Genomic DNA, 26,358 nt, shown 5'->3' with positions numbered 1-26,358 from the left:
CAGCCCGGCACGGGGACGCAGCACCACCCCCGCCAGCTGAACGTCAAAAGGACAGACCGGTCGCGACGAGCACCTGGACCTCCTGGTACCGCTGGACAACCCTCGTGCTGCTGGCGCATCTCTTCCTCGCCACCATCACCGTCGCCGATCGCGCCAAACCCAACTCGGCCGGGCTGTTCCCTTCACCTCCAACGAAATCCGGCACCTGTTCGCCGGCATCGTCATCGGGCACACCGACGACATCACCGCCTGCCTGCACTGGTACTGGTGGCGCCACCGCACCAGCACCGCGCCAGCAAGCCCACTACCAGCGAAAATCGACCGAAGAACCGCGAACATCACGATCTACGGTTGGAGTCTTAGGGGACATTCGGAAGGCGAAGCGACACGAAGGACAACCACCTTTCTACCCCGTTGGTGACGGAGGAGTCGCCGCTCGACCGCGCCCGGGTCTTAGCGAACCTCTCGTCACGCCGCCTTCTCGAAACGCATTCGACACGACCAGTACTCCCAGATCTCGGAGCCGTGAGCGGAGTGCTGGAGGGCGCCCCGCCCACGGCCCGGTTCAGCAAGCGGGCGCCACTGGTTCGTTGGAGCCGGTGTCCAGGAAGCCGTCGCTGATCCAGTTGCCGTTCTCGAGTCGGTTCCACAGATCGGTGCGACCCCAGACACCGTCCACCGCCTCGCCACGCGCGGTACAGGCGATGGTCACCACGGTGCCGTTGCCAACGGTGCCCACGGCGTCATAGCTGGTGCCAGGGCCGGAACGCAGGGTGACGGAACTGTTCGAGCCGCCGTCGACGGTGCCGGCGGGCAGGGTGGTACCCGCGCCATAGTTCGTGACGCGGCCACCGACGGACACGCGGGTGCTGCCGCGCTGGGCGTAGCCGCCGTACGCTTGGCTGCCCTCGTAGAACGTCCAGCCGCCGACGGTCATGCCGTTCACGCTGATGTGGGTGTTGCCGCGCAACAAGGAGAAATGCACGTGCGCACCACTGCTGGAACCGCCACACGGCAGCTCGTTGCCGATGTGGCCGAGATAGGTGCCGACGCGCACAGCGCTGCCGTCGGTCTGCGTGGTCAGGTCGTACATGTGGTAGTAGGTGGTGCTGTATCCGTTGTCATGCACCACTTTCACCAGCGCGCTGCGCCCACGAACGCAACTCTTGTACACCCGCCCCGGCCCGGCGGACAACACGCGGCCGTCGCCGCCGTTGAAGTCGATCGAGCTGAATGGCCGGGAGTTGCCGCTGTTGCCGTGCGGTCCGCCGCCCATCCACCATGCCACGCCCTGCGGCCAGGGCAGACCGAGGCCGGTGTCGGCGAGCGTCCGGTTCTGGCCGGCGATGTTGTCGGCGAACGTTCGCTTCTCGCCCTCGCTGAGCACCGCTGTCGGCGCCAGGGTGGCCAGCTCGGTGAACCCGGCGGTGCCGTCCAGCTCGACCCGCCAGCCGAGCTGATCACGGTGTGCCAGGAACAACGCCATCAGCGGCGCGCCGTGTTCCTGGCCGTATGCCATCGGGATGGTCGTGCTGCCGAACACCCACGGTCCAGCGGTGCGGGTCGGTTCGAAGAGGGGCTCACGCAGCGACGGCGTGCCCCACTGTGCCTTCAGCGCGTCCCCGTGCTGCTCGAGTACGGTCGCGCGCACGGTGGCCGCGAGGTCGCGTTCGGTGGGTCCGGCGGTAGCCGTCGACGGAACTATCGACATCGCGACGGCGAGGATCAGTGACGCGGAGATCGCGAAACTTCGGCGCAGGGAGAAGGGCATGTGCTCTCCAGGAAGTAGGCGCAGGGGCAGGGGCAGGGGCTGACAGCTGCTGCGGGGGACTGTCGCGCCGATGACATACCCGCTGGCCGGGCGGGTCAAGGTGCTCGCTGCACGTGCCGAACCAACTGTGGAACCGGCCGCAATACTGTTAACAATTACCTACTATTTCCGGGCGTGGTGACAGGATTTCGTCTCCTAAACTGTTTTTTCCACAGTCAAGGGGGTGCTCCGTGGCCGTCCGATCCGGTACCGGTCAGGAGATCGACGTGCTGTTGCGCACCGGCCCCTTCCACGAGGCGCTGGACGCCGCGATCGGCCGCAGCGGCCTCACTCTGGAACGCCTGCGCGACCGGCTCTCCCGGCGCGGCATCCACATCAGCCTCGCGAGCCTGAGTTACTGGCGCCTGGGCCGCAGCCGCCCGGAACGGGCCGACTCGCTGCGCGCGGTGCGGGCCATCGAGACCATCCTCGGCCTGCCCCGCCACTCCCTGGAAGCGTTACTCGGTCCACCCCGGCCACGCGGCCGGTGGGCGGAGCGTCGGCAGCAGGTCCGCCGGTACGGCCACATGCTGGAGCCGGCGCACTCCCTGGCGGAAACCGTGGAAACGCTGGCCGGGCCATCCGACGGCAACCTGCGGGCGTCGTGCCTGGACGACGCGGCCGTGGTGGACGCCGGCGGTGTCCTACGCCGCATCCACACCCGACAAGTGCTCCGGGCAGTCGACGGCCACCCCGACCGCCATATCGCGGTGTACTGCGGCGAACCCGGCACCCCAGCGGACGCGATCGTGCCGGAGGCCATCGAGAACTGCCGCCTCGGCCGCGTGAACCGCCACCCGAACGCTCCGGTCATCGCCGCGGAAATGCTGTTCGACCACGCCCTGAGTGTAGGCCGGACCCATCTGCTGGAATACTGTTTCACCATCGAAGGCGGTGACGCTCAAGCGTATGACTACCGTCGCGCCTTCCGTTATCCGGTAGGTAGCTACGTCCTGAGTATCCGCTTCACCGGACCCCGCTTACCGGTCCGTTGTTTCGAATTGACACAACGCGGTGCCGAGGCGCCCCTGAGCCACGGCGACGAACTGCCCCTTTCCCCCGGTTACCTGACCCACCTCACCGCGACGGACCTGCAGCGAGGCGTACTGGGAATCAGCTGGGAATGGACATGACGCAGCCTTGGCGCGCGAGGTGGCCTCCGTTCGCTCGGAGGAGACACAGTCGTCTTCGACCAAGTCCGCTTCCTCTTCCGGTTCCGCCACGATCACCGTCAGCTGGTCATTGCCAGGCCGAGTTCTGCGGCTTCGAGCGCGGGCGCGGTGTAGATATCTTCATCGCCCTGACGACTTTCGTGCGGTCACCGTAGGACAGCGCGCGACCGTCCAGATCGAACACCGTCGCTGCCAATGCTGGCCGGCTGTCGACGCAACCACCGCTTGAGTGACGCTGGCGAAGACGGATGTCGGACATGGGAGACAGACAAGGTGGAAGTGGCCGGTCCCCGGTGTACGTGCACACCGGGACCCGGCCACCGCGGCCAGGCGGCGTGAACTAGGGGAGGGTCGCGCCGCGGCCAGGTGATCCCATCCCGGGATCCCTGCAGAGTTACCCACATTTCCGAGGTTGGAAAACCACCCATTCAGGCGGCGTAGCGACGTCACGAACCGTCGGGCACGCAACCCGCGAGGAGGGTAGGGCGGCATGCCCGGCGGTGGGCTACGCGAGGCGAGGCCCAGACCGGTGCGGCGCTTCAGTACAGCCGCGTCCAGGTCGTCCCGGCGAGAGCCGATCGGACGACGTTCGGACAGCCACTTGACCTGGTATCACTCGTTGTCGGTGACGATGCGCGGAGAGGACTGATCTGGACGGCCGGATCGGTAGAAGGCGTACACGTGATGGTGCGAGTCGTCGATCGGGTTGTCGGGGGTCATAGCACCCTTGGCGAGTAGTTTCGCACCGCTTCTTTCGAGCGCTCGCCAGGATGCTTCGTTGGCGGCGGCCACAGCGATGATGATTGCGGGAACCTCGGGTAGGTCCTGCCACGTCCGGTCGATCATGGACGTGATCAGCCGGGTCCCGAGTCCGCGGCCGACGCGCTGTGGATCGCCGATCAGGTAGTCGATGGTAACTGCGTCATCAGGCACTTCGGTGATGGCGGTGAACTCCGCCAGGTACTCGGGGTAGTCGGCCAGGCGAGACCGTTGGATCAGGCCGACGGGCTCGTCGTCAAGCAGTGCCACGAAGTCCTCCGAGGGTTCCTCACCTCGCATGGCGGGACCGAAGTCGCGTTCGACGGATGCGGGATCCGTGTCGTGGTTCCACCACCGCGCGACATGGGGTTCGGCGAGCCACTGGCTCAGCATCGGGAGATCTTCGGAGTTCAGTCTTCGCCAGGAGATCACGGGCCAACTCCTCTGTGGTGACGACGGTAGTAGCGGGCTTGCCGGTCGCGGTGTCCGCAAGAGGGATGACAAAAGCGCCGGCGCGCGTGCGTTCGGACGAACAGCAGGGTGCAGCCCGGCCCGGAGCAGCGAGTGATCTCACCCATCGCAGGGGTGGTGAGCAGTTCCACGGCCGTGGTAGCCATCTTGGCCAGTACCGCGCTGATGCCGACGGCCGTGCCGACCCAGTCCGCTCGGCGGGTGCCATCCGATGACCAGGCGAGAGTAAGCGCGGGCGGTGCCGCGGCGGCGAAATCGTTGACGACGGCGACAGCCTCGGACGCCGGTACTGCCCCGGTTGTGGCCGCGTCGAACAGCTTGTGCACGTGATCGCGTAACCGCCGAACTCGATCAGACTCGGCCGCGGTGCGACAGAAAACTTCGGCTGAAGCGAGGGAAGGCGACATCTGGGCGAACCAGTGATTGATCGACGCTGCGGTGGACAGGAAGTCGTGCCGGTCAGCCCCGTACAGCGTGTTCGCGAACTCCACCACGATCGGCTCGGTGCCGAGGATGGGGAACTCCGCTTCATTCACCTGCTGACGGTAACATGTACTGTTTAGCGTCAGCAACCCTGAGGTCAGGGTTCGGCTCCTTGTCAGCAAGAAGCTGTCGCCCTCACCGGGTTTGAACCGGAAGGCAGTCTGGGGTCGATGGAGGAGGACCGGAAGCCGGCCCGGATCGGGCGGACCGCGAAGGATCCGGTGCGGTCGCGTCGCCCCGGACATCACGTCGTTGATGCAGGTCAGCGCCGATCATGTCCGTGATGTGATCCACGCGTTCAACGAGCGCGCCCGGACGTCCCCCGCCTCCTGGGGCATCACCGCGTTCAAGACCTGGTCGCTGTCGAAGCTGCGCGACCACCTGCTCGACCGCGGCACCGTGCTGGCGATCAGCCGGGAGACCTGCGCCGCATCCTCCACACCGGCGGCGTGTCGTGCCAGACCACCTCCACCTGGAAAGCCTCTACCGACCCGGACTTCCTGGCGAAGATGCACCGGATCCTGGACCTCTACGACCACCCACCCGACGACGGCCGGGTGATCTGCGTGGACGAGTTCGGGCCACTGAACCTGATGCCGCGCAACAGGCAAGGCCTGGCGTCAGGTCGGGTCACCGCGGCGATTGCGGGCGACCTACAACCGCCGGCACGGGCGTGAGGCACCTGCTCGCAGCACTCGACCTGGCCACCGGAAAGATCCACTACCGGATCCGGCGCCGCAAACGCCACGCCACGCCGAGTTCCTCGACCTCCTCAAGGCCCTGCGCACCAGGTGGCCCGGCCAGAAGCTCGAACCGAGAACGACCAATGGCGCCGAAACCTGTGCATCATCCTCGATGGCCTTCGCCCGGCGACACTCAGTTCCACTCCATTCGTCATCGTCGTCCAGTCGCTTCAGAAAGGCGTGTCTCGTACACGCAGGGGTCGGTAGCCGACAAGGTCGAGCTAACCCAGTTCGTCTTCGTCGTCGACGCTGATGGCGTGAGGAAGTTGTCGGACACTCAGCACTCAAGAGACTAAAAGCGGTTGCGCGCACTCTCCGATATTTCTAACATCGCTTATGACCTCGACCTTGCATGCGATCTGTTTCGACGCGAACGACCCGCCCGTTCTGGTACGTTTCTGGGCTGGCCTTCTGTCTTGGGAAGTGGACGGCGAGACCCTGTTCCCGAGCGACGACACGGGTTTCCGGCTCCGATTCACCGCATCAGGAGAGCGGAAGTCCCGTAAGAACCAGGCCCACTTTGATCTGACGAGCGAGTCTCTCGAAGATCAGCGGAACACTGTCGCGAAGGCGCTGGATCTCGGCGCGCGGCATATCGACATTGGCCAGGGATCAGGGGCGCAGCATGCGGTGCTCGCCGATCCTGAAGGCAATGAATTCTGCGTTATCGAACCAGGGAACAACTTCCTAGCCGAGTGTGGTTTCGTCGGCGCGCTCGCCTGCGACGGCTCGCAGGAGGTCGGGTACTTCTGGAGCAAGGCGCTCGACTGGCCACTGGTGTGGGATCGTGACTTGGAGACCGCGATCCGCTCGCCACACGGTGGCCCGAAGTTCACCTGGGGCGGCCCGCCGTTTGATCCGAAGACGGGGAAGAACAGGCTGCGTTTCGAGCTGGGTGGCACCCTCTCGGAAGTCGAGCGACTCGTCTCGCTCGGTGCGACCCGCCTCGCCATCGCGGAGACCGGTCGGGTGGATATGGCGGATCCCGATGGAAACGAATTTTCCGTACTCCTTCGCTAACCTCTCCTTTGTGGACATGAGCCGTGACCGAGACTGTCGTCATAAGGGAAAGCTTCCGCGTCCGGGATCTGTGTAACGTGACACGCGCTTCACTTTACCTTTAGGGGGCCAGAAAAAGCTCGGTGAGCACAATTGGCGCACCTCGAGCGGTGCCGCACTTGAACGACGTTGGTGACTACGGGCGGTTGTCCCTGATTTTGCGGCCGTAGTCACCGGGCATCAGGTGTCTTGGTCTCTGCAGGAAGCAGTGGTCCGCCGCGGCTACTCGTGCCCTGCTTGCTTGCGGTCCATCCAATCTGGGGACATGCCGAGTTGCGAGTGCTCAGTCATGGTCTCGCTTTTGGTCGGGCTGTGGTGCCGGAGGTACCCGCCGCCTATGTCACCGAGATGGGCGACGGACGCTGGGGGCGCTTGCTATGGCCACTGGTCCGATCGGGATCGCCTCGAACGCTGATGAGGGCATCACCGCCGGTACGGGAAGTACGCCGGCAACTTCATCGGCGACATCGACGGCCCGTCGCCATCTGCCCACCCAAGAAACCGGACATGCTCAGTGCGGAAGTTTGGAACATATCGACCGATATCCTGTCGCGGCTTGACCGAGTCAACGGGGCAGCGGGCCGAAGGGTGATCCTCGATCCTCGTAAGGCTGGGCCGCCGAGTGAGGGGTGGAAGCTTTTCGGCGGGTAAGCAGATTGAGGAGGAAACCCAGAACAGTTACTGCCGCCGCTGCCAGGCCTAGGAGATCGGGCGTCAGCTGGTATTGGCTCAGGCCGCCCAGCGCGCCGCCGAGAGCGACACCAACATAGATCGCCGAGTTGTTCAAGCCGAGCAGGATGGCCGACGAACTCGGCGCCTGGGCGACGAGCCTGCTCTGCTGCGGCACGACGGGCAGGGATACGAAGACTCCCCACACCAACGCCCAGCCGATCGCCAGCGGTAAATTGCTTGTCAGCAACGGGCTCACGCCGAGCAAGACTGCGGCCGCGCCTAGTCCAGCGGTGACGACCTGCTGGGGTGGATACCGGTCCGCGAGGCGACCGGCCAGTAGGTTCCCCGCCATGTTGCCCACTCCCCACGACAGCAGGAGTGTCGTGAGCGCACCGGCCGAACCATCGGTGGCCGCCATCATGGCCGGGCCGATATAGGTGTAGAGCACATGCGTACCCGACAAGGTAAGGATGGTAACGGCAAGTGTGCCGAGGATCCGAGGTTTCGCAAGAGGTGCCAATCGTGCGCGGAGCGGGTCAGAGGGCAGATTAAGGGGCGGCAGTGCGACAATGACGCCGACTCCGGCGATAAGGCCGAGTCCGGCTACTGCCCACAAGGTGATGCGCCATTCGGTCGCGCCGATGAGGGTGCCCGCCGGCAGGCCGAACGCGATGGCCAAGGTGAGCCCGCCCATGACGGTGGCGAGTGCTTTTCCGCGACGCTGTTCGGGCGCGATGGCCGCTGCGGCGCTGAAAGCGGCGGCACCGATGAGACCCGCGCCCATCGCGGTCAGCACCCGGGCGCTCAGCACAGTCGTATAGTCGGGGCCGACTGCGGTGAGCACGTTGCCCAGGATGAAGATCGCCAGCGCCAGCACCAGCACCCGGCGGCGATCCATTCCGCTGGTAGCCGCACCGAGAACTGGCGCGGATACGGCGAGCGCCAGAGCGAACACGGTGACTAGTTGACCTGCCGCCGTGACGCCGACGTCGAGGTCCGCGGCGATCTGGGGTAGTAGGCCGGCTATGACAAAACCATCGGTGCCGACGGCGAACATGGCTATCGCCAACGGCAAGAGCCTTACGAACAGTTCGTTCCTGGTTGCCATATCCGTGGGTCTTCTTTCGTTCAGCGGTCGATCAGATCAAGGCTGCCCCGGGCCGCTGTCCAGATGCTTTCGTCGCGCTTTCCAGCGCGAGGCGACCCTCTCACCAGGAAGGATGGGTGCGATCGGGTGTGCTCGGGCCGCCAGCGGCATGACAGGCGGACGATTCATCCGCCACATTGCCCGGCGCCGCCTACGGTCTCTCTTGGCGGGGCTGCTGGTGCACGCCGGGACGTTCTCTCGGACGCTCCACGGTTGGGCGCACCGCAGGCTTTTCGCTGGCCGAAAGCTCGTGCTGTGGCGTGGTGGCGGTCTCGCGAACCTCGCCAGTAGCGCTCTGGCCAAACCGACAACGCGACGTCTCAACCAACCACGCTGGGCTATCTGGTGCGCCGGTGCCACAGCTTCGACGACATCGAAGATGTGCTTGGACATTGGCCGCGACAAGGTCGTCGGCCGCGGAGGGGACCTGGCGAAACGGTAGGTCACGGGTTCACCGCGGAGCGCCCGTCAGGCTGATCAGGAGGCATGCCGATCCGCACCACGGGCACGTCGAGACGGTCGAGGGCCGGGCGTCTCAAGCAGGGACTGCTATGACGAACGATCAAGCACGGGCTCGGACCAGCGACGATACCTCATGCTGCATCGGTCTCCCGGCAAAATGCATTGCCCGACCCATTGTGTTTCTCAAGCGACGGAGGCAACGTGCCCTCGCGCAGCGTCAGTTCTGCCACCCGGCTTTGTCTGGTGTGGGCTCGGAGGCAACGTGGGTAGCACCGCATCACTGTTTCGTTTCGCGTACGACCACGGCAGTGGCCATCGAAGGGCCACCCCGAAAGGACCTGTCATGAATAGCGAACACCTCGATCCAGCTGTCGTCAGGGCAACCGGTAGCCGACTCGCCGACCAGTGGGCCGCTTTGTGGAGCGGTGAATATGGCCTCGCTCAGGAAATTCTCGCACCTGGCTTTCGGGTGCACTTTGCTGCTGACCTTCCCGGAGCGGACGCACTGCGCGGACCCGATGACGTACTCACCTTCATTCGATCCTGGCGCAGAGCACGTCCTGGGCTTGTCTTCACAGTGGAGGACACGCCAATCGTTGACCTCGCTACCGGACAAGTGAGCGCTCGGTGGCGTGCCGTACATGACGGCGATCGCGTCGGTAAGAGCGGAATAGATCAGCTGGACATCGATGGTGGCCAAATCACAAGGATTTGGTCGGCGGCGGGGACCCGTCTGTTCGAGAGTGTCGATGCTCCGTCTCGTCTCGTCTGAAGCAGGAAAACGACGGCGGCGTTCCGGCATCCCAATTTCGGAAGTGGCTCTATACTCCCCGGAGGGACGCAGTTCAACCTTGACGGTCGCTCAAGGCAAGAGAAGCGCCCAGGCCGATCATCGTCAGACCGCTCGTGCCGCCGAGCAGTTCCAGGCGCCTGGGCGAGCGGACGAACCACGTCCGGGTTTGGCCGGCGATGAACGCCCAGGTGCTGTCACAGATGAGTGCGGTGATCGGCAGGCAGATACCCAGCAACAGCATCTGCGAGGATGTGGTCCCGGCCTGAGCGTCGACGAACTGCGGCAGGATCGCGGCCAGGAACACAATTGACTTCGGATTGGCGAATCCGAGCACAAAACCGTCGCGCAGCACGGAGAGGGTATGTCCCGGAGTAGCACGTACTTCCGACGCGAAAACCTCGGTCAGCTTGCGGCGTTTCCGCAGCGCCTGAACGCCCAGGTAAATCAGGTAGAGCGCACCGGCCAGCTTGATAGCGGTAAAAGCCGCGGCCGAACTACTCACGATCGCTCCGAGGCCGAAGGCTACTGCCACCACCTGGGTATAAACCCCCGCTGCGTTACCGGCGACGGTGAGGAGCGCGTCGCGCCGGCCAGCGGTGAGAGCTCGGCTGATTGTAAACAGTACGCTCGGTCCGGGTATGATGACCATAAGAAAGGTCAGTGCGGCGAAAGTTGCAAGTTGCCCAGCTGATATCATTCGTCAATTCTACTGTAGATCTGCTGTAGGCGTATCGATTTCGCGTAACTATGACTTCGTTGAACCTTGACTCGGTGTCGCGCGCAACGCGTGGCGAGGAAAAAGTGCTGAGCGCTACCAAGTAGAGAGTTCGATAACTAGTCGGACATCAGTTGGCAACTTTTTGCATCGCTTCACTCTTGATCGTCGACTCCGTCTTGGGCAGGGTGTGCGGGTGACTGCCTGAAGCGAGGCTGCAGTGGTCCTGGGTAGACATTGTTCATTCAGGATGCTGTGGTTGATCGAGTCGCCGATATGGGGAACATCGAAGGTGAACTGCGTTTGCGGTGCGCCTGGCCGAGGTGTCCCGTGGGGGAGGTGCGATGCGGAACAGGGATTGGTAATCGCTAATTGACGAGTATGATCCCCTCAAGGAACGGCGACGCCGTTCCTCCTTGATCCCATCGGTGCACCGGCAAGCAAGCTGTCGCGCAGCATGTCCTGATCTGGTTAGTCTGCAGCATTGTGGGAATTTCCTGCAATCGCGGCTGCATGCCCTCCGCATGGCGAGGGAACATGGGTATGCCGCTCGGTGTTGGGAGCGATCTCTGTTAGATCTCGGACGTTTGGAAAGGTGTCGTGTACCATCGCCAAATGGCGAGACGTCGTGTCGGGTTCGTCTTCGCCGTTATTGCTTCCGTAATCGCGCTGCTTATCTTTGTCGTTTTCGCAGTGCTCCGTATTGTCGACGTTTCCGTACCAGTTGGGAGTGCGCCCGCGAATATCCCGGTCGTTCCCGAGTGTCGACTTTCAATCGAACAAATCGATCGCCTCGGTGTCACGAATCCGACCACGTCCTATACGCTGCGCGGCGAAGATGTCCGCCTAACTGTTTGTGACTACGATACACTCAAAGGGGCGAATGGGGTGAGTTACCGCGCTCTGTCCATAAGAGTGCGAGAATATGTCCATATGGCGGCTGCGGATCAAGATTACATAGTAGAGACCAGAATACTCGCTGGGTCTCAGCCCCTTGCGCTAGCGGGGGCGTCAGGGGTGCAGGGCTTATGGCAGCGCTCTGACCTCGCGACCGCCATCGCCGTCGTCCGGGCCGGAAGTAGGGTGATTCGCGTTCAATATGACGGTTATAACAAGGGGTTTTTCGGTCGTGTGCCCGCCGACCATCAGGAAATAGAGTCAGCTGCTCAGGATGTGACTTACAGTATGGTGACCATGACTCAGTAGTGCGTGCTGACCACTGGATTTGCCCCCGTAAAGGTGCGAAGGCTGAGCATGAACCGCCGAAAACGGCCCTCTTTCGTATTCTCCCGGTGGTTGGCATGACTGAGATGCCCACCACACCGGCGAGGAGCCTGCCCTACCCCTCCCGCCGAGGTGGATCACCGAGTTATTCCAAGCCCAGCAGGGCCGCCGTCAAGCTGGGAGCTTGGGCGACCCACCGGCTCTGTGGAAGCACTATTGGCAAGGACATAGCCACGGCTCCACGTAGGTGCCCTGACGAAAATAAGGCGGGCTGCTCGACAAACAGGAGGTTCGTATTCTTCATGACTGCGGCTACGGCCAGCTCGGCGTGCACGACTCGTTCAGGCAAAACCGGCTCGTAATTCCTCCGGCGACGGCAGTGTTCCCCATGTCACCCGCACTCAGGACGGCAGCATCACCGTATGTGAGGTCGTCGAGCCAAGTGGGGTGGGCCCGCGCCAGCACCGGACCAAGGTAGCTGTAGTGCGCCTGTGTCCGCTAAGGACAGACTGTCACGGTGGTGACGCCGACAATCGCGAGACCGACGGCGGTGAGTCCACTGCTGCCGACGGAGGTCGCCAGCTCCTGTATGAGTGCGCGTCCCTGGTCGATCCCGCTGTGATCGCGCCCAGTACCGGCGCTGGCCAGCGCGAACAGGGCGACCAGCTGACCGACAGCTGTGATCCGACATCGAGTTCAGCCGCGATCTGCGGCAGAAGTCCGGCGATGGCGAGCCGCCGGTGCCCGCGGCGAACATGTAAGTGCCGCTGGGAATCGCTGCTTGAAGCCCATACTGTGGGCGATCGCGTCGAGAAGGTACCTCTCCCGCTGTCTGAGGGCTTCCAATGAACTTTCCAGCGCGCGCCACCGTCGCTCAGTACTGTGGGCGAGTGCGATTCGGTGTGCTGGGACCGTTGACGGTGTGGCGGGAGGACGGGGTCCCCGTCACACCCCAGGGTGCTGACCTACGGTCGCTACTGGCCGTACTGTTGGCGAACGAGGGCGTCGCGGTTCCCGTCGAGCGCTTGATCGCCGACCTCTGGCCGGATTCGCTGCCCGCGCATCCGACGAATGCCCTACAAGTCAGGGTTTCCCGACTCCGTCGCCTTCTGGGATCCTCAACGATCGAGCTGACCGGTGCTGGATACCGGCTGGACACGCCTGCCGACACGATCGACGCCATTCGCTTCCAGCAGCTGCTCAGCGAGGCGCGAAATGTCCACGACCCGCTCCCGCGCAGGCATCTGCTCAGCGAAGGGCTGGCTCTTTGGCGAGGTGATGCCCTGATGGAATTCGCCGATGAGGCGTTCGCGCAGCCGACAGCGGAGCGCTTGGGCCAGCTAAGGCTGCTCGCCGTCGAGGAACTCGTCGAGACTAGGCTCGATCTCGGTGAGCACAGCGGGCTGGTTGCCGAGTTGGCAGGTTGGATTCACCGGTATCCGCATCGTGAACGACTCCGAGCGGCGCATGTCCGTGCCCTGTACCGCGACGGACGTCAAGGCGATGCACTGGCGAGCTATGCCGCCTTTCGCCGTGCTCTGGCCGAGGAACACGGTCTCGATCCCAGTCCGGAGTTGATCGCCCTCCAGCACGCGATCTTGACCAGGGACCCCACCCTCGACACGCCACCCTCCCGCCTGCGGACGAATTTGCCAGCGCAGGTCACCGCGTTGATCGGCCGAGACCGGATGATCACTGACGTCGCCGAGGTGGTCCGCAACGCGCGACTGGTAACCCTCACCGGGCCCGGAGGCGTGGGAAAGACACGCCTGGGTTTCGCTGTCGCGGACCTCCTGGCTGACGCGTTTTCCGATGGAATGTGGCTGGTAGAGCTGGCCGGAACTCGGTCCGGCGACGAAATCGCCGAAGCCGTGATGAGGGTGTTCGGACTCCGTGAGAACACCATGCTCGGGGGACTGCCTCCAGCTGCGCCAACTGCGCACGTCGAACGGCTTTCCGCGTTCTTGCGGGACCGGTCGGTGCTGTTGTTGCTCGACAATTGCGAGCATGCGACCGAACCCGTCGCGGGGCTGGTGCGGACCCTTCTTGCAGCGGCGCCCGGTCTGAAGGTGCTGGCGACAAGCCGAGCACCCCTGGACATACCCGGCGAGATCCTTCAGGCGGTGCCTTCGCTGGATCTGCCAGAAGTCGGCGCCGAAGCCGACAAAGTGCGGCAGTCCAGCGCGGTCCGACTGTTCTCGACCCGTGCCGTCGAAGCTCGCTCCACCTTCACGGTGGACTCCTCGAACGCCGGCGAGGTAGCCGATCTCGTCCGGTCGCTGGACGGTCTTCCGCTTGCCTTGGAGCTGGCCGCAGCCAAGATGAGGGCGTTAGGGCTACCCGAGCTCGTAGCGCGGCTGGACGATCGGTTCCATTTGCTGTCCGGTGGCAATCACGGCGCTCCCGCCCGGCAGCGCACACTGCCCGCCTTGCTCGACTGGAGCTGGGAGCTGCTGACCGAGCCGGAGCGAATCGTCCTGCGACGACTCGCCGTCCTGGACGGCGGAAGCCTGGAAGCGGTGGAGGAGATTTGCTCTGATGAGACCATTGATCGTCGTGATGTGGCGGCGATCTTGGCGAGGTTGGTCGACCGCTCAATGGTCGTCGTCAGCGAAAGCTGCCGATACGGATTGCTGATGACGGTCGCGGCCTACGCACGTACGCGCTTGGCGGAAGCCAAGGAGACGGACACGTTCCGCGGCAAGCATGCTCGGTACTATGTGGACTTGGCCGAAGAGCTCGCACCTGGGTTGTTCGGCCCGCGGCAGCGCTCGAGCCTCGAACGCCTCGATGTCGAGGTCGGCAACTTCCATTCGGCGTTGGCGACCACTGCCGACGACAGCGCGTCGGACATCGCGCTGCGGCTGCTGGACGCTCTCACGTGGTATTTGCTGCTACGTGGCAGGGTTCAGCAGGCTGCTCGCTGGGCCAGGCGGGCACTGGCCGCTCCAGGCGCCGCATCGCAGATGCTGTACGCGCGGGCGAAGTGCTGGCAGACAGGACTCGCTATTCTGCTCGACAGTGAACCCGACCGGGCTAGTCATACCAGAACTGCCCTAGCGCAATTCGACGACGCTGGTGACCTGACCGGACTGTCGATGGCGCAGTGGTTCCTTGGCTACGTCCTGCTGCATGCGGGCGACGTTGACGTCAGCGAGGACCTGACGGAGAAGTCCTCCGCGGGTTTTCGGTCGCTCGGAGATGCCTGGGGTATGGCCGTGTGCGCGAGCCTGCGCGCTCACCACGCCATCCTCCGAGGAGACAGGACCTCAGCGGCCGTCGCCGCCGAGGAGGCACTCGCAGGATTTCGTGGACTGGGCGACCGTGGTGGTGAGCTCCTCACCATCTACCCTCGCGCCGTACTCGCTGAGTACGGCGGCGACCATGTCGCCGCCGAACGGTTACACCGCGACGGCCTCGCGTTGGCCGACCAGCTTGGTATGTGGGCCGAAGCCGCAGACCGGCATTCTGGCCTCGGCAAGCTAGCGCTGACCCGGCAGGACTATGACGTCGCCCGAAAGCATTTTGAGGCGGCGAGGAAACTCGCCGCAGACCACAGTTTCAAGCCCGCGGAAGCTATCGCGATGACCGGACTGGGGCAAATCTGTCTCCGCACGGGGGACCTGGCCGCAGCGGAGAAGCTTCTTCGTGAGGTCGAAGTGTGGTTTGGGCGAGGTGGCCATGCACAACAGCACTCCATCGTTCTCGCCGAGTTGAACCTGATCGCCCGGCTACGGGACGAACGCCAGGGGCTGGCTCCCCGACCGGATAACCCTGACACGTCGGTCGGGGTTGTACATGAGCGCTTATACGGGGGATAGGGAACTGGGATCGTTGGCATGGCGCCCGGCGACCAGACCGGCTCACCGACAGGTCGGAATATGGCGAGAGTCGGCTTCCACTGCCTTCCGTTTCGTCTGGTTCCTCGGACCCTCGTCGAAGCTGGCGTGGCATATGCCCGAGGCTCTACGGATCCGCGGGAAGCGGTACCCCGCCTCCTGATCGTCGGGACCCACCCTATTGGTCATGCGTGGCATTCGATAACCTGTTGTATATCGTTTTAAGCCAGCAGGAACTCCGCGAATGTTCTGCCAAAATTCGCATCTAGACTGATCGGGCTCGTGCAACCAACGCGCGTGGACGGAAGTCGTGCTCGCGGCTATAGCGTCACGCGTGTGGCACTTGTCATGTGCATGCGAGGTCGCACAGTAAATCGCCGAACAGCGATGGTAATTGTGACAGCGAGTCGGAGCAGTAGGCCTAAATGGTCCCTCGGATACTTGCATCGCAGAAGTTCTGCCGAGTAAGTTCCTGTTGCGCCGTGCATCGGTGCGTCTTCTCATCTTGTCAAGCCAATCAAGGACGGTGGCCATGTCTCTGGCGACTCGACGCGGTTCCCGCTGGCTGGCTGTCGTTGTGATGCTTGCCCACGGCGTTGTGTCGTTGAGCTCTGCCTCCGCCGCACCTACCGGACCCAGTGCTGATGTGTTGGCGGCGCCGAACCCCGTGGACGCCGCGTCCGCCGGCCTGACTGCGTCACACTACGTTCGCAACACGGTTTCGCGCATCGCGAAGCTCCGCTCGAACCTGGCTACTGGCGAAGGGCGTTACGACAGTACGATTGACGCGGTGAACAAAACCCTGACGGGCTCGATCACGCTGCCAAAGACCGCGAACGCATACTTCGTGATGTTTGGGTTCATGCCGGTGACCAGTACTGTGGAGTTGCTCCCCGAAGGAGATCAGGGTGGTTCACTGTTGAAAGACCCGGGGGATGCTGGCGAAGTAGCTTCGCGTCCGTTCCCCGACGGCAAGAAGTACTTTTCGGTAATTGTAGACCTGACTCTGCGGCTCACAATCCGGCTTAGCGAGACCAAGGTTGACGGCAAATTCCTCGATGTCGGACCGAACTGCAAGACGAAAGCCCGCTGATCATCAAGATTAAAGGCCTGGTCGGACTGCAGGACGCGGCGCCACCTACACTCTCAAGAACGGTTTCGACATTCCGCCGTTCTCCGGTTGCGGAGTGCGGGAAGATCTGGACAAGCTCATCACCGGCATGATCTCCGGCCCGGGGAACGAGATGAGTACAGCCATCGCTGTCCGCTGTATCTCAACCTGTACCGACTAGGGGTTCCCCTCGATAGTCCGCGAGTCCTGTGATCTCAAAGGTGTCGTCGTGCGAAGCGAGCTGGCTTTCTCTCGTACTTGTTGGTGCGTGGCTGTCGGCACCAGACATCAAGGGCGAACGGTGGTGCAGTGGGCTGGGTCGGTGGAGATCAGGTACTCGCCACCCCAGCGAGGACTCTGGCCGACCACGCGGTGCGTGGCCCAGGAATTCGTCCGGAGGTTGTATCGAGTCCAAACAGGGGCCTTCCCGGCGCAGTCGGGTCCTGGGCAGACTTGACGCTCGTGGTGTCGATCACCGTCCGCGCGTTCGTGGTCACGACACGTACCGCTACCGGGCGGAAGAGGTCCATGCCTTCGACGAAGGCAGGGTTCCGGTTGCCTTGATGTGTTCGCGGTTGATAAACGATGCGTTATCGACCAAAAATCTTTAGCATCATCGCACTCTTGATCGAGCTCTGAATTTGCGGAAAGATAAAAGAGCAGTCAACTGGATTGGACGGTAACGTCCACGTCTGGGCAGGATCGTTCGGCGGGGTGTCGCATCCGGTGGAATAACTTTAGATTTAGTGAAGTGTGCCGGTGAACCCATCCTCGGGGAGGTGTCATGCGTAGCAGGGACTGGTGACCGCACGATAACAAAAGCTAGTACCTTCCAGCGGGGACGCGGCGTCAAGGCGGCGCCGCTTCTCTGTATCTCGGTGAGTATTTGGCTGAAATCCCGGAAGGTACCGTTGTAGCACGACTATCATGAATTCATTCCTTATGCTCACCGACGAGTTGAAGTTAGGCGAGTCGACTGCGCGACCCTGTAAGAGCCAGCCTGTGTCGATTCGACGTCTCAATGCTCTTGAGTGGTGACTGGGGTGGATTTGATCGCTCGCACCAGACGATCGACAAGGTCGGCCCGGCAGAGCATGCTGCCCGACGCCCATGTGGTGCGGGGCGACACGCAGGTTTCAGCGTTGGTCGGAGAGTCCACGTGAGGCATGGCCGGTCGGGTAGTGGCCGGAACGGTCGGTCGTGAGTGGCCATGGCGCATACCGCAGTGGTGTCGAACTCAATACGCGCTAGCTGGGCTTGTTTCTCATTGAGTGCTTCTCAAAACATAATGGAGGTCTGTATTTGTATGCCCAGTCTACGTTCAAGGAGAAAAATTCGATTCATTGCCGCTGTCGGAACGATTGCCGGCGGTCTCGTCTTGACCGCGGTGCCTTCTGCTGATGCGTCGCAGGCCGCCCCTGTCGCGGGGGAAGGCGCGCACTTCGTGGTAGTGGCGCCCAAGCCCTATGTTGCACTCGATCTCGCCGAAGAGGCCGTGCTGGCCAACCAAGGCACGGTCGTGCGAATGTTGCCGGAGATCGGGGTGATCTTCGCCCGATCCCAGAACAAGGACTTCGCCGCCAAAGTGCGGAAGCGAACTGGTGTCGCAGGTGTGGGCGCGACCAGGAACCTGGTTGGATCGGGGGCGAGCGGGCGGGTCGCAACGCGGATGGGGGCGCCAATAATCCGTCCAGAGAGTGCGTCTCCTCCGAAAGTGACCGGGAGTGCCGCCGCCGACCCTTTGGCCGCAAATCAATGGAACATGAAGCTGATCGGTGCAGACAAGGCCAATGAGATCAACACGGGCAGCAGAAATGTGCTCGTTGGAATCTTGGACAGTGGTATTGACTCCGACCACCCGGACCTGGCCGCCAATGTGGACAAGGGTGCATCGGTGAGCTGCATGGAGGGGATTCCAAACACAGCTGAGGCTTCTTGGCAGGATGAGATCGGCCACGGCACTCATGTGGCCGGGATCGTGGCGGCCGCAAGGAACGGTATCGGTGTCGCCGGTGTCGCCCCGAATGTCCGCGTCGCCGCCATCAAGGTAGGGGGAGCGGAAGGATTCATTTATCCCGAGGCGGCGATCTGCGGCTACATCTGGGCCGCGAAGCACGGCGTGCAGGTCGCGAACACCTCGTTGTCGATCGACCCGTGGTACTTCTGGTGTTCCAGCAACCCTGACCAGAAGGCGGTAGCCGAAGCCATTCGCCGGGCAATCTCGTTCAGCACGAGGGCCGGGAACATGGTCGCGGTGAGCGCTCTGGGTAACGAGAACTGGGATCTTGCCCACGATGTGGTCGACAAGCTGAGCCCGAACAACGGGGGTCCGACTCAGACTCGTACTGCGGACTCATCCTGCAAGCTCCTTCCGGCCGAAGACACTGAAGTAGTAGGGGTCTCGTCGGTCGGCGCGTTCAAGAGCCGCTACCACCGGTCGAATCACGGCCTCGGGGTCGCGGACTTCTCGGCTCCTGGAGGAGACGCCCAATTCCAGACCCCGGCGACTCCGGACGCGAACGGACGGGTCTTGTCGACTCTTCCCGGTGGCCAATACGGCTACTTCCAGGGAACGTCGATGGCCTCACCCCACGTGGCAGGGGTCCTGGCTCTGCTGAAAAGTCGCAATCCCGGCATGAGAGCAAATGAGCTGGTGGTGGCTCTGGCCGCAGGCACCCAAGTGTTGCCCTGTCCTGCTGGCGGAGTACATGACCCTGACGGGAAGGGCACACACCGTGCGGTCTGCGAGGGCGGCAGCACCGGTGCGGGCTTCTTCGGCAAGGGCCTTATCAACGCGCGCAAGGCCGTTAGCTGACCGGAAGGGTTGGCTCGGCTGGCTGACAGGGTCGACAAGGATGGGGTGCTGGGTGGCTTACCCAGCACCCCATCTCCGTGAACATCAGGCGGATCGAGGATGGGCTGCTCGCCGAGGAACAAGGTTTCCGGCAACAGGCGTAACTTTCAGCCTTGATCGACTTCTCGGGTGAGGACCCATCGATTCGGATCGAACCCAGGAGCTTCGTTGCAGACGCCGGCGTACATCGCGATCAAGGCCCCGATCGGGCGCGCCGGCTTCGACGAGATCGCGGCCCGTGATGGAAACCCTAGTCGGCTCGGCAACGGCGACGTAGCCAGGTGCTCATGCTCAAGAATGAGGAGTGTTCCGGTTGTGCAAGTCGACCGAACAGCTGCATAGTCGACGATGAAGATGAATCAAGGAAGACCTGTAGAGTGCCTGCCGCAGCCTGGTCTACTGTGCACAGTCGCCGATCCTCAGCTTCCTCGGCGATTTCCCTCGGTATCCTCATTTCCCCTTATCACGAGGATAGGGTTGTTCGCTGGGGTAGTGGTGTAACAAAGGAATGCGGTCTCTAGGCTCGCTGAGAGCCTTTGCGAGAACCATTACTCCTACCGAAATACCCAAGACGGCGAACACGATGCCCAGCAGCATGTCGGGTCGTTCGATACCCTCTTCTCCTGAGTCAAACGTGCAGTCGGTGGTCGGCGACGGCCGCCTGCACGTTTGACTTGGCACCGTGAGTATCGCGTCTTCGATCACCAGTCGTACGCCACGATGACTTTCTGGGGAGGACCAACTCGATGACGCGCATCGGCATCAGGCGGCCCGCAGGCGCTGGCCGTCCATCCAGCGGTAGGTGGTGAGGATGTTGAGCCGGTGCAGTGAGCGCAGTACGGCTCTGATCTGCTCGGGGGCACCTGCAGGCGTGGTGATGCCCCACATCGGAAGCTCTTCGTACAAAGCCTCGACGGGGCGGCCCGCCTCCCGGCCGCGGTGCACGGCGGTGGTTAGGTTCTCCAAGTAGCCGAGGAGGATGGAGATACTGGGCTCTGCCTCACCGATGAAGGCGTGCCCGGGCACCAGGGTGTCGGTGGTGAGGGTGGCTCGCATGGCACGCACGGTGCGCAGGTAGGCCACGGGATCACCGATCAGCATCATCGGCGGCATGCCCGGCGAGATGAAGTTCCCGGTCCAGGTAACTTTCGCGTCCGGAACGTGCACGAGAGTGTCCCCGGGGCCGTTAGCGGAGCCGAAGTGCCACAACTGCACTATCCGGCCGCCGAGGTCGATCTCGCAATACCGGTCGAACGTCACGTCCGGTAGCCGCCACGAGACCACGTCGTCGAGGCTCTTCTCGGCGCCGTACATGCTTTCGGAGCGGATGTTCTTCTCCGCCGCGAGATCGGACATCGCGGCTTTGTTCATCCGTGACGAGATGACTCGGACGCCGGCGTCGAAGGCGGTGTTCCCGAAGGTGTGATCTCCGTGGTAGGTGGTGTTGACCAGGTAGCGGATCGGTGTGTCGGTGAGGCCGGCGGCGATGTCCTGGATGTGCCGTCCGATGCGAGGAGTAACTCCAGAATCGATGATCAACGCGGCTTTTTTGCCGATGATGAGACCGTTGTTGTCCTTGGGTGCTTCGTTGGCCATCAGAGCGTGTACACCCTCACCCAGTTCCACTGGGTGCAGTTCCAGGCCGACCGGGCTCAGGTTCGGCGCGACGAAGTCCGCCGGGCGTTCGGTCATTTCGGGTGCGACGGGAATCATCAGGAAGTCCTTTCGGTAGACATGATCGAGGCCAGGAAGAAGTTCAGGTGGTCGTCGACCGCTTGGCGTGCAGTGGCGAGATCGGCGTCGGTCACGTCGCCGCGGAGGTACAGGATGCGCGGAACCTGTAGTGGTGCGAACAATTCCCACACCAGCTGGCGGGGTGGCAGATCGGTACGTACCAGGCCGCGTTCCTGCCACCGCCGGAACGGCACCTGCAACTGATCGCGGGTCAGTTCGATCGCGGCACTGAGGTCGGCCGGGCCAGTGGCCTCAGCCCCGTCGCGCAGCATCACGTCGAGAAATTGCCGCGCTCGCGGGCTGGACCACTCCGCCCACGCCTGCTCGACCAGGCCGCGAATAGCCGCCTGTGGCTCAGCCGCAGCTACCTCGTCGGGATCGAGTACTGGAGTCCCGGCACTTACTGGTCCGGCCTGGTTGAACAACGCGTCATACAGGGCCTGCTTTCCGGGGAAGTGGCCGTAGAGGGCGGTATCGCTGATGCCGGCCGCCGCACCGATCTGGCGGACCGTAGTGGCCGCGAAACCCTGTCGCGCGAACAATTCCAGTGCGACGTCCAGTAAGCGATCTCGCGTCGTGGCACTGTCACTCTTCGGCGGCCGGCCGGGGCGACGGGCGGCGGGGGTCGCCGGGTTGCGATCGTTCACCATGCCATAATTAAACGAGCGCTCGTTTAATTTGTCAACACCTGCTCTCGGCCACGCCATCCCGCCAATCGATGCTCTCTGGGTAGTGGATCTGTCATCGCCAAGGGTCTCCTGGTATCTCGCCGGAGCTTCGTGCTGCGTCCTCGACGGACGAGAAGCCACCCCTTACTCAAAGGACCCGGATGCTTACGAGGGGATTCTTCTCAGGATTGAAGGTCGTGTGGAAGGGCGCCGCTTGCTGTGATGTGGCAGCCGGGACAGGCAATGCGACCCGATCTCAAAGGCGTGACCGGGACATCTCTCTTACCGCCGCGGCGAAGGCGGCGACCAGAGGATTGGTGCTCGACAAGGGATAGGCGATCGCGATGCGCAGGGGCTCGATGTCGGTGATCGGTAGCCAGACGAGGTCCGGTCGGGCGTAATAGGTGGCCATCGATGACGGTCCGATGCAGATTGCCAAACCACCCGCGACCTGCTCGAGCATCTCCTCGACGTTATCGTTCTGCGGTCCCCACACCGGTTCCGAGCCATCTGGACGAGGGTTCACCGCCCACCAGTCCACCCAAGGTTTCGGTGCCTTGCTCGTCCACATGATGGGTTCGGTCTGCAGGTGCTTGATGGTCACGCTCCTCCGCTTCGCCAACCGATGGTCGGCGGCGAGCCCCACCATGCGCTGCTCCAGCGCGACGACCTCGGTGTGCAGGCCGTTGGTGTCGGCGGGCAGCCAGATGAATGCCGCGTCGACGAGGCCGTCTCGAACCGCTGCGACCTCGCCGCCCCAGTCGAACCGCTTGGGTTCGATGACGACATCCGGAAGGCGCTGGGCGAAGCGCGCACGAGCCCTGTTTGTGAGAGGTCCCGCCCCGGATGCTTCGAATCCGATTCGCAGCACACGTCCTTCTAACGCGGCTACTCCGCGCACCGTTCGTTGCACGGCTTGCCAATCGGAGACGAGCGCCGTGGCCAGCGGCATCAGCGTTTCGCCGGCCGCGGTGAGGAGCACCTCCCGGCTTGTCCTGGTGAACAACGTGACGCCGAGGTCGGACTCGAGTTGCCGGATCTGCCTGCTCAGCGACGGCTGGGTCACGTATAGTCGCTCGGCGGCTCTGGTGAAGTTGAGTTCCTCGGCGACCGCGGCGAAATACCGGAGCACACGGGTGTCGATGTCCATCTCGTGCCTCCTTTGATCGGTGATCTGTACGTCCAGCGTATGGCGAGAAGCCTTGAGGGTGGGTGTCTTTCCTCTGTTTCCCTGGCCAGGGGGCACACCGCGTGTTCGTTCGCGTCAGGGTGGCCGCACTGGTGACGCTCGCGGCGTCGGCCGCTCGACTGTCACACCGGCGTCCGCAGTCGCCGGATTCCGGCGACCACCGCCCTACCTCAGACGCAGGTCGCAAATCAGCACGATGTGGAACTTCTTCAGCCTGGACCTGGCGAGGATCCCTGACGCGGCGAGCGTCTATAGCTCGAACGGTATTGCCGATCGCCTTTTCGCATTGTCATCTTCTTGCGCGACGGTATGGCGTCGGCAAAACTCGTCGAGTGACTTCGCGCGTTTACATTGCGCGGGTGCGTAGTCAAGATGGGGGGTGTAAGATGCGGAACCGTGAGTACTGAGCTTCGATAGAAGTCGCTGTGATCGGAATATGGGCGCGATGATCCTGAAGGTCGCGGAGGGCGCGAGTCTTTAATCGAGATGCTCACACTGGACACGAGGGTGACGGTTGTGGTGCCGTCCTTTGTGGCGAAGGGGTGCATTGGTGCTTACGTCGTCCAGCGTCTGAAGAACCCGTCTGACTCAGGCGGAAGCGCGGGTGATGGACGGGACGCACTCCTGCCCATCACCCGCGTGTTCAGCCGACGGGTGGGCTGCGTAACGACGATTCGGCAGACCGGCTGCGGCAGAGGCCTTCATCGAGGCCGGACACCTGGAGCCAGCCTCTGGACGAATTGCCGCATGGTCGCGTTATCTCTGACGTATTCCGCGATGGTGGCCAAAGACAGCGGAAGGTATCCGCAATACCCGACAATGGAGGCCATGTCAGCCCGTTCCGTCTCGACGCGTTCGGAGTCCACGAATTTTCCGAAGAGTTCCATCGCTTCGTCATGCATGAGCACGTCCATCGCGATGCGTTCTCCACTGTAGGCCACGGCAAGGCCCCGTAACTTGTTCTTGCTCGTGATGATGACTGATTTTCCAGGGCCGGGTAGCAGCGGAGCCACCTGGGTGTAGGTCTCCGCGTCGTCCAGCAGGATCAACATCCGCCGTCCGGTCGTGGTCGTGCGGAAGAGGGGTGCGCGCTCGTCGAGCCCCTCCGGTATTTCAGAACGTGATCGGCCGAGAGAATGCAGCATTGTCCCCAGAACATGCCGTGCCGCGGACGGAGGTGATCCTGGCGCGCTCCGAAGGGTGACGAATGGCAGACCGTCGGGGAACAGGTGCGACGACTTCACGCCGGCTTCGGCTCACGCTCGGTAGCGACTCACGGCGTCCCAGCCGCACACGGTCATCCGCGTGGAGCTGAGCCCGCACCTGGTTCTCCTGCGATGTCCCAAACGTATGAAGGCGAGTATTGGACCTTCTGGAGTACTGGTGCTTGCCTTGGGGAAGTGCCACTCCGGAAGGAACAGACTGTGGAAAACCGAAGCACACCTCTCGACAGGGCGTCAGTCCTGCGCGCGGGCGGTATAGGGGTCGCCGCGCTCCTGGCTGGATCGCTGACCGGTGGGACGGCCTCCGCCGCGCCGGAACGGGCGCGTGAACACCCGAACGTGACCCTGGTCCGCCGATACTACCAAGCCTACGGTACTGGTGATCTTGACGCGCTGAGGCGGTTCTTCGCGGCCGACATCCGATGGACGATTCCAGGGCATCACCCGCTCGCGGGAGTGAAGACGGGTCCGGACGAGGTGATCGCCTTCTTCGAGCAGCTCGGACGATCCGGTTTTCGGGCCGAAATCCTGTATCTGGCCGCGGACGGCGATTGGGTGGTCGACCTCCATCGTGGGTGGAGCACCACTCCGGCCGGTCTGGACATCACGTGGGCGCTGGCCTACCGCATCCGTGATCGGAAGATCGCCGAGGCCGTCAACTTCGCCGGGGACCAGCACGCGGCGGACCAGTACTTCTGGCGGCACTACCCGCTCGCGCGGATCCCCGATCGCCTGGAACAGGACTGAGCCATGAGTGACGGATTCACATCACGACGTCGTGTACTCGCCGCGGGCGCGCTGGGGCTCGCCGCCGGCACCCTTGGCCCGGTCGGCGCAGCTTCCGCTGCATCACCGCGGAGGGGGCGGTTCGACGGTAAGATCGTGTTGATCACCGAAGCTACGTCGGATATCGGCGCCGCCACGGCAAGCGCGATGTCGGTGAAGGGCGCGAAGGGGTACTTCTGCGGCCGTCGCGAATAGCTCGGCCGGGAGGTCGCGCATGGTATCCGCGTCAGCGGCGGTGGCGCGACGTTTCATCGAGCGGACGTCCGCAACGAAGCCGAAGTGCGCGCGCTCGTCGAGGGCTGTGTTCGCCGATAGGGCCGGTTGGACAACGCCGTAGCCAACGCGGGGATCGAAAGTCCGAAGGCGGCCCCGCTCGCCGAACACACCCTGGCCGATCTGGAGAACGTCTGGCGTACCAACACCGCCGGTGTCTTCCTGGGAATAAAATACGAAATCCCGCGCATGCTTGCGCAAGGCGGCGGGGTCATCGTCAACACCGCGTCCATCTCAACGGAGGTCGGATTCGCCACCATCGCGCCGTACAACGCGAGCGACATCGGGTCGCATCCCTGACGAAGGTCGCGGCTCTCGAGTACGCGGACAAGAACATCAGGGTGAACCTACGAACAGATCGCGCAGGGCTCTCCGATCAAGCGCATCGTGCGACCGGAGGAGATGGCGACCGCGGTGATGTGGCTCAGCTCACCCCAGTCGAGCGCTGTGACCGGAACCGATGTCGACGCCAGCGGCGGGTACCTGACCGGGTGACGGGCTCAAATGCTGGTGCGAACCAGAAGCCGCGGCCGTCCAGGAGTGATTCTCGGATCCAGCGCATCTGGGTGTTGCCGGGTTTGATCTGCGGTAGCACCCAGAGTGCTTCTCGGGGGTTACCACGTCCCGTTCAGTCGTTCGCATCCTGCCCCGCTACCTGCGTGGAAGGACTGGGGCGCGGGCGAACCCTTATAAGGCGTCCGGGTGTCCGAGCTGGTGACGGCCATGAAGCTCGCCAGACCATGGCGAACGCGGTCTTCGTGGTGGTTTCAAGCAGATGGCATGACATCGTGGCCGGTCTCGAACTTCGCCTGCAGGGGAGGCGCGCGTGAATTCTACGGCGCTGCCGTCGAGCAGATCCTCTGCCGGAGTGGTGAAAGCCTTGTCTGGAACAGTGCAGCTGGTTGACCGGCCTGCCGGTTCAATGCTCTTGACGCAAACGTAACACTTCGCTTGTCGGCCGTGTGAGGCGCTGGGCAGGTAATGGAGTGGTTGCCCGCCTACCAGGATCGAAACCGAAGCAGGGGCTTGGCTTCACGAGATCGAATATTCCGATCAGATCATGACCGCGGCGAGACGTGCATGGATGTGCGCCCGGTTATGGATCCGCATGGAAGAGGCATGGCTGAATCTGGGGTCCTTCCATGTCCTGGCGGCGCACAGGGTGTTGAAT

Annotated in this window: 19 protein-coding genes and 1 pseudogene; 11 read left to right on the top strand and 9 right to left on the bottom strand. The window is 63.2% G+C overall.

The genetic code is table 11. The features are described from left to right. Positions 1-565 precede the first annotated feature (565 nt). On the bottom strand, positions 566-1,771 hold the full coding sequence (locus tag ACM6LU_RS33050; RefSeq protein ID WP_414941748.1) for a peptidoglycan DD-metalloendopeptidase family protein: 1,206 nt from the start codon (positions 1,769-1,771) through the stop codon (positions 566-568). A gap of 266 nt (positions 1,772-2,037) precedes the next feature. On the opposite strand from ACM6LU_RS33050, the gene ACM6LU_RS33045 reads away from it, so the two are divergent. Then, a complete protein-coding gene (locus ACM6LU_RS33045) occupies positions 2,038-2,943 on the top strand; it encodes a hypothetical protein (RefSeq protein ID WP_414941747.1) in 906 nt (301 codons plus the stop codon). 651 nt (positions 2,944-3,594) lie between these two features. On the opposite strand, the gene ACM6LU_RS33040 is transcribed toward ACM6LU_RS33045, so the two are convergent. After that, entirely contained in the window at positions 3,595-4,173 is a 579-nt protein-coding gene (locus tag ACM6LU_RS33040; protein ID WP_414941746.1) for a GNAT family N-acetyltransferase, read from the bottom strand. Beyond that, a complete protein-coding gene (locus ACM6LU_RS33035; RefSeq protein ID WP_414941745.1) occupies positions 4,170-4,784 on the bottom strand; it encodes a CGNR zinc finger domain-containing protein in 615 nt (204 codons plus the stop codon). Before ACM6LU_RS33035 ends, ACM6LU_RS33040 begins: the two co-directional genes overlap by 4 nt. 360 nt (positions 4,785-5,144) lie before the next feature. Here ACM6LU_RS33035 and ACM6LU_RS33030 point away from each other — a divergent pair, with 360 nt between their 5' ends. Then, positions 5,145-5,372, top strand: coding sequence for a hypothetical protein (locus ACM6LU_RS33030; RefSeq protein ID WP_414941744.1), 228 nt, complete (start codon positions 5,145-5,147; stop codon positions 5,370-5,372). A 402-nt stretch (positions 5,373-5,774) separates the two neighbouring features. Further along, the gene (locus ACM6LU_RS33025; RefSeq protein WP_414941743.1) at positions 5,775-6,458 is read left to right on the top strand and encodes a VOC family protein; all 684 of its coding nucleotides are present in this window, start codon (positions 5,775-5,777) and stop codon (positions 6,456-6,458) included. Between the two features lie 604 nt (positions 6,459-7,062). Here ACM6LU_RS33025 and ACM6LU_RS33020 read toward each other — a convergent pair. Further along, positions 7,063-8,226, bottom strand: coding sequence for an MFS transporter (locus ACM6LU_RS33020; protein WP_414941742.1), 1,164 nt, complete (start codon positions 8,224-8,226; stop codon positions 7,063-7,065). A 685-nt stretch (positions 8,227-8,911) separates the two neighbouring features. Between ACM6LU_RS33020 and ACM6LU_RS33015 the strand changes: the two genes are divergently transcribed. Next, positions 8,912-9,550 carry a nuclear transport factor 2 family protein gene (locus ACM6LU_RS33015; RefSeq protein WP_414941741.1) on the top strand — a complete coding sequence of 213 codons (639 nt, stop codon included), beginning with the start codon at positions 8,912-8,914 and terminating at the stop codon, positions 9,548-9,550. Positions 9,551-9,623: 73 nt separating this feature from the next. Here the strand turns inward: ACM6LU_RS33015 and ACM6LU_RS33010 are convergent, their stop codons facing one another. Further along, a complete protein-coding gene (locus ACM6LU_RS33010; RefSeq protein WP_414941740.1) occupies positions 9,624-10,268 on the bottom strand; it encodes a LysE family translocator in 645 nt (214 codons plus the stop codon). Between the two features lie 633 nt (positions 10,269-10,901). On the opposite strand from ACM6LU_RS33010, the gene ACM6LU_RS33005 reads away from it, so the two are divergent. The 4 genes from ACM6LU_RS33005 to ACM6LU_RS32990 all read left to right on the top strand — a co-directional run bounded on the left by ACM6LU_RS33005 (position 10,902) and on the right by ACM6LU_RS32990 (position 19,275). Beyond that, complete coding sequence (locus ACM6LU_RS33005) at positions 10,902-11,492, top strand: hypothetical protein (RefSeq protein WP_414941739.1); 591 nt, start codon at positions 10,902-10,904, stop codon at positions 11,490-11,492. Between the two features lie 863 nt (positions 11,493-12,355). Further along, positions 12,356-15,331, top strand: coding sequence for a BTAD domain-containing putative transcriptional regulator (locus tag ACM6LU_RS33000; protein ID WP_414941738.1), 2,976 nt, complete (start codon positions 12,356-12,358; stop codon positions 15,329-15,331). A gap of 550 nt (positions 15,332-15,881) precedes the next feature. After that, positions 15,882-16,442, top strand: coding sequence for a hypothetical protein (locus ACM6LU_RS32995; RefSeq protein ID WP_414941737.1), 561 nt, complete (start codon positions 15,882-15,884; stop codon positions 16,440-16,442). Positions 16,443-17,766: 1,324 nt separating this feature from the next. Next, positions 17,767-19,275, top strand: coding sequence for a S8 family peptidase (locus ACM6LU_RS32990; protein ID WP_414941736.1), 1,509 nt, complete (start codon positions 17,767-17,769; stop codon positions 19,273-19,275). A gap of 801 nt (positions 19,276-20,076) precedes the next feature. Here the strand turns inward: ACM6LU_RS32990 and ACM6LU_RS32985 are convergent. From ACM6LU_RS32985 to ACM6LU_RS32970, 4 genes are all read right to left on the bottom strand, one after another. Beyond that, positions 20,077-21,027: an MBL fold metallo-hydrolase gene (locus ACM6LU_RS32985; protein WP_414941735.1), complete on the bottom strand. Its 951-nt coding sequence runs from the start codon at positions 21,025-21,027 to the stop codon at positions 20,077-20,079. Next, the gene (locus ACM6LU_RS32980) at positions 21,027-21,698 is read right to left on the bottom strand and encodes a TetR/AcrR family transcriptional regulator (RefSeq protein ID WP_414941734.1); all 672 of its coding nucleotides are present in this window, start codon (positions 21,696-21,698) and stop codon (positions 21,027-21,029) included. Before ACM6LU_RS32980 ends, ACM6LU_RS32985 begins: the two co-directional genes overlap by 1 nt. Before the next feature lie 274 nt (positions 21,699-21,972). Then, the gene (locus ACM6LU_RS32975) at positions 21,973-22,866 is read right to left on the bottom strand and encodes a LysR family transcriptional regulator (protein WP_414941733.1); all 894 of its coding nucleotides are present in this window, start codon (positions 22,864-22,866) and stop codon (positions 21,973-21,975) included. Positions 22,867-23,606: 740 nt separating this feature from the next. Then, a complete protein-coding gene (locus ACM6LU_RS32970; RefSeq protein ID WP_414941732.1) occupies positions 23,607-24,149 on the bottom strand; it encodes an NB-ARC domain-containing protein in 543 nt (180 codons plus the stop codon). A gap of 180 nt (positions 24,150-24,329) precedes the next feature. Between ACM6LU_RS32970 and ACM6LU_RS32965 the strand changes: the two genes are divergently transcribed. From ACM6LU_RS32965 to ACM6LU_RS32955, 3 genes and pseudogenes are all read left to right on the top strand, one after another. Continuing rightward, on the top strand, positions 24,330-24,875 hold the full coding sequence (locus ACM6LU_RS32965; protein WP_414941731.1) for a nuclear transport factor 2 family protein: 546 nt from the start codon (positions 24,330-24,332) through the stop codon (positions 24,873-24,875). Positions 24,876-24,878: 3 nt separating this feature from the next. Beyond that, positions 24,879-25,109 carry a hypothetical protein gene (locus ACM6LU_RS32960; protein WP_414941730.1) on the top strand — a complete coding sequence of 77 codons (231 nt, stop codon included), beginning with the start codon at positions 24,879-24,881 and terminating at the stop codon, positions 25,107-25,109. A gap of 126 nt (positions 25,110-25,235) precedes the next feature. After that, positions 25,236-25,682: pseudogene (locus ACM6LU_RS32955) on the top strand (SDR family NAD(P)-dependent oxidoreductase). The last annotated feature ends 676 nt before the right edge of the window (positions 25,683-26,358 follow it).

Source organism: Amycolatopsis sp. cmx-11-51, assembly GCF_047608665.1.
GTDB lineage: Bacteria > Actinomycetota > Actinomycetes > Mycobacteriales > Pseudonocardiaceae > Amycolatopsis.
The sequence above is the reverse complement of the archived record's forward strand: the minus strand, read 5'-3'. Positions and strand labels throughout refer to the sequence as shown.

Bases quoted from the DNA above. Each gene is read 5' to 3' on its own strand.
- ACM6LU_RS32985 (WP_414941735.1), bottom strand. From the start codon at position 21,027: ATGATTCCCGTCGCACCCGAAATGACCGAACGCCCGGCGGACTTCGTC.
- ACM6LU_RS32980 (WP_414941734.1), bottom strand. From the start codon at position 21,698: ATGGTGAACGATCGCAACCCGGCGACCCCCGCCGCCCGTCGCCCCGGC.
- ACM6LU_RS33005 (WP_414941739.1), top strand. From the start codon at position 10,902: ATGGCGAGACGTCGTGTCGGGTTCGTCTTCGCCGTTATTGCTTCCGTA.
- ACM6LU_RS33020 (WP_414941742.1), bottom strand. From the start codon at position 8,226: ATGTTCGCCGTCGGCACCGATGGTTTTGTCATAGCCGGCCTACTACCC.
- ACM6LU_RS32995 (WP_414941737.1), top strand. From the start codon at position 15,882: ATGTCTCTGGCGACTCGACGCGGTTCCCGCTGGCTGGCTGTCGTTGTG.
- ACM6LU_RS32960 (WP_414941730.1), top strand. From the start codon at position 24,879: ATGAGTGACGGATTCACATCACGACGTCGTGTACTCGCCGCGGGCGCG.
- ACM6LU_RS33000 (WP_414941738.1), top strand. From the start codon at position 12,356: ATGAACTTTCCAGCGCGCGCCACCGTCGCTCAGTACTGTGGGCGAGTG.
- ACM6LU_RS33050 (WP_414941748.1), bottom strand. From the start codon at position 1,771: ATGCCCTTCTCCCTGCGCCGAAGTTTCGCGATCTCCGCGTCACTGATC.
- ACM6LU_RS32990 (WP_414941736.1), top strand. From the start codon at position 17,767: ATGCCCAGTCTACGTTCAAGGAGAAAAATTCGATTCATTGCCGCTGTC.
- ACM6LU_RS32975 (WP_414941733.1), bottom strand. From the start codon at position 22,866: ATGGACATCGACACCCGTGTGCTCCGGTATTTCGCCGCGGTCGCCGAG.
- ACM6LU_RS33015 (WP_414941741.1), top strand. From the start codon at position 8,912: ATGCTGCATCGGTCTCCCGGCAAAATGCATTGCCCGACCCATTGTGTT.
- ACM6LU_RS33025 (WP_414941743.1), top strand. From the start codon at position 5,775: ATGACCTCGACCTTGCATGCGATCTGTTTCGACGCGAACGACCCGCCC.
- ACM6LU_RS33010 (WP_414941740.1), bottom strand. From the start codon at position 10,268: ATGATATCAGCTGGGCAACTTGCAACTTTCGCCGCACTGACCTTTCTT.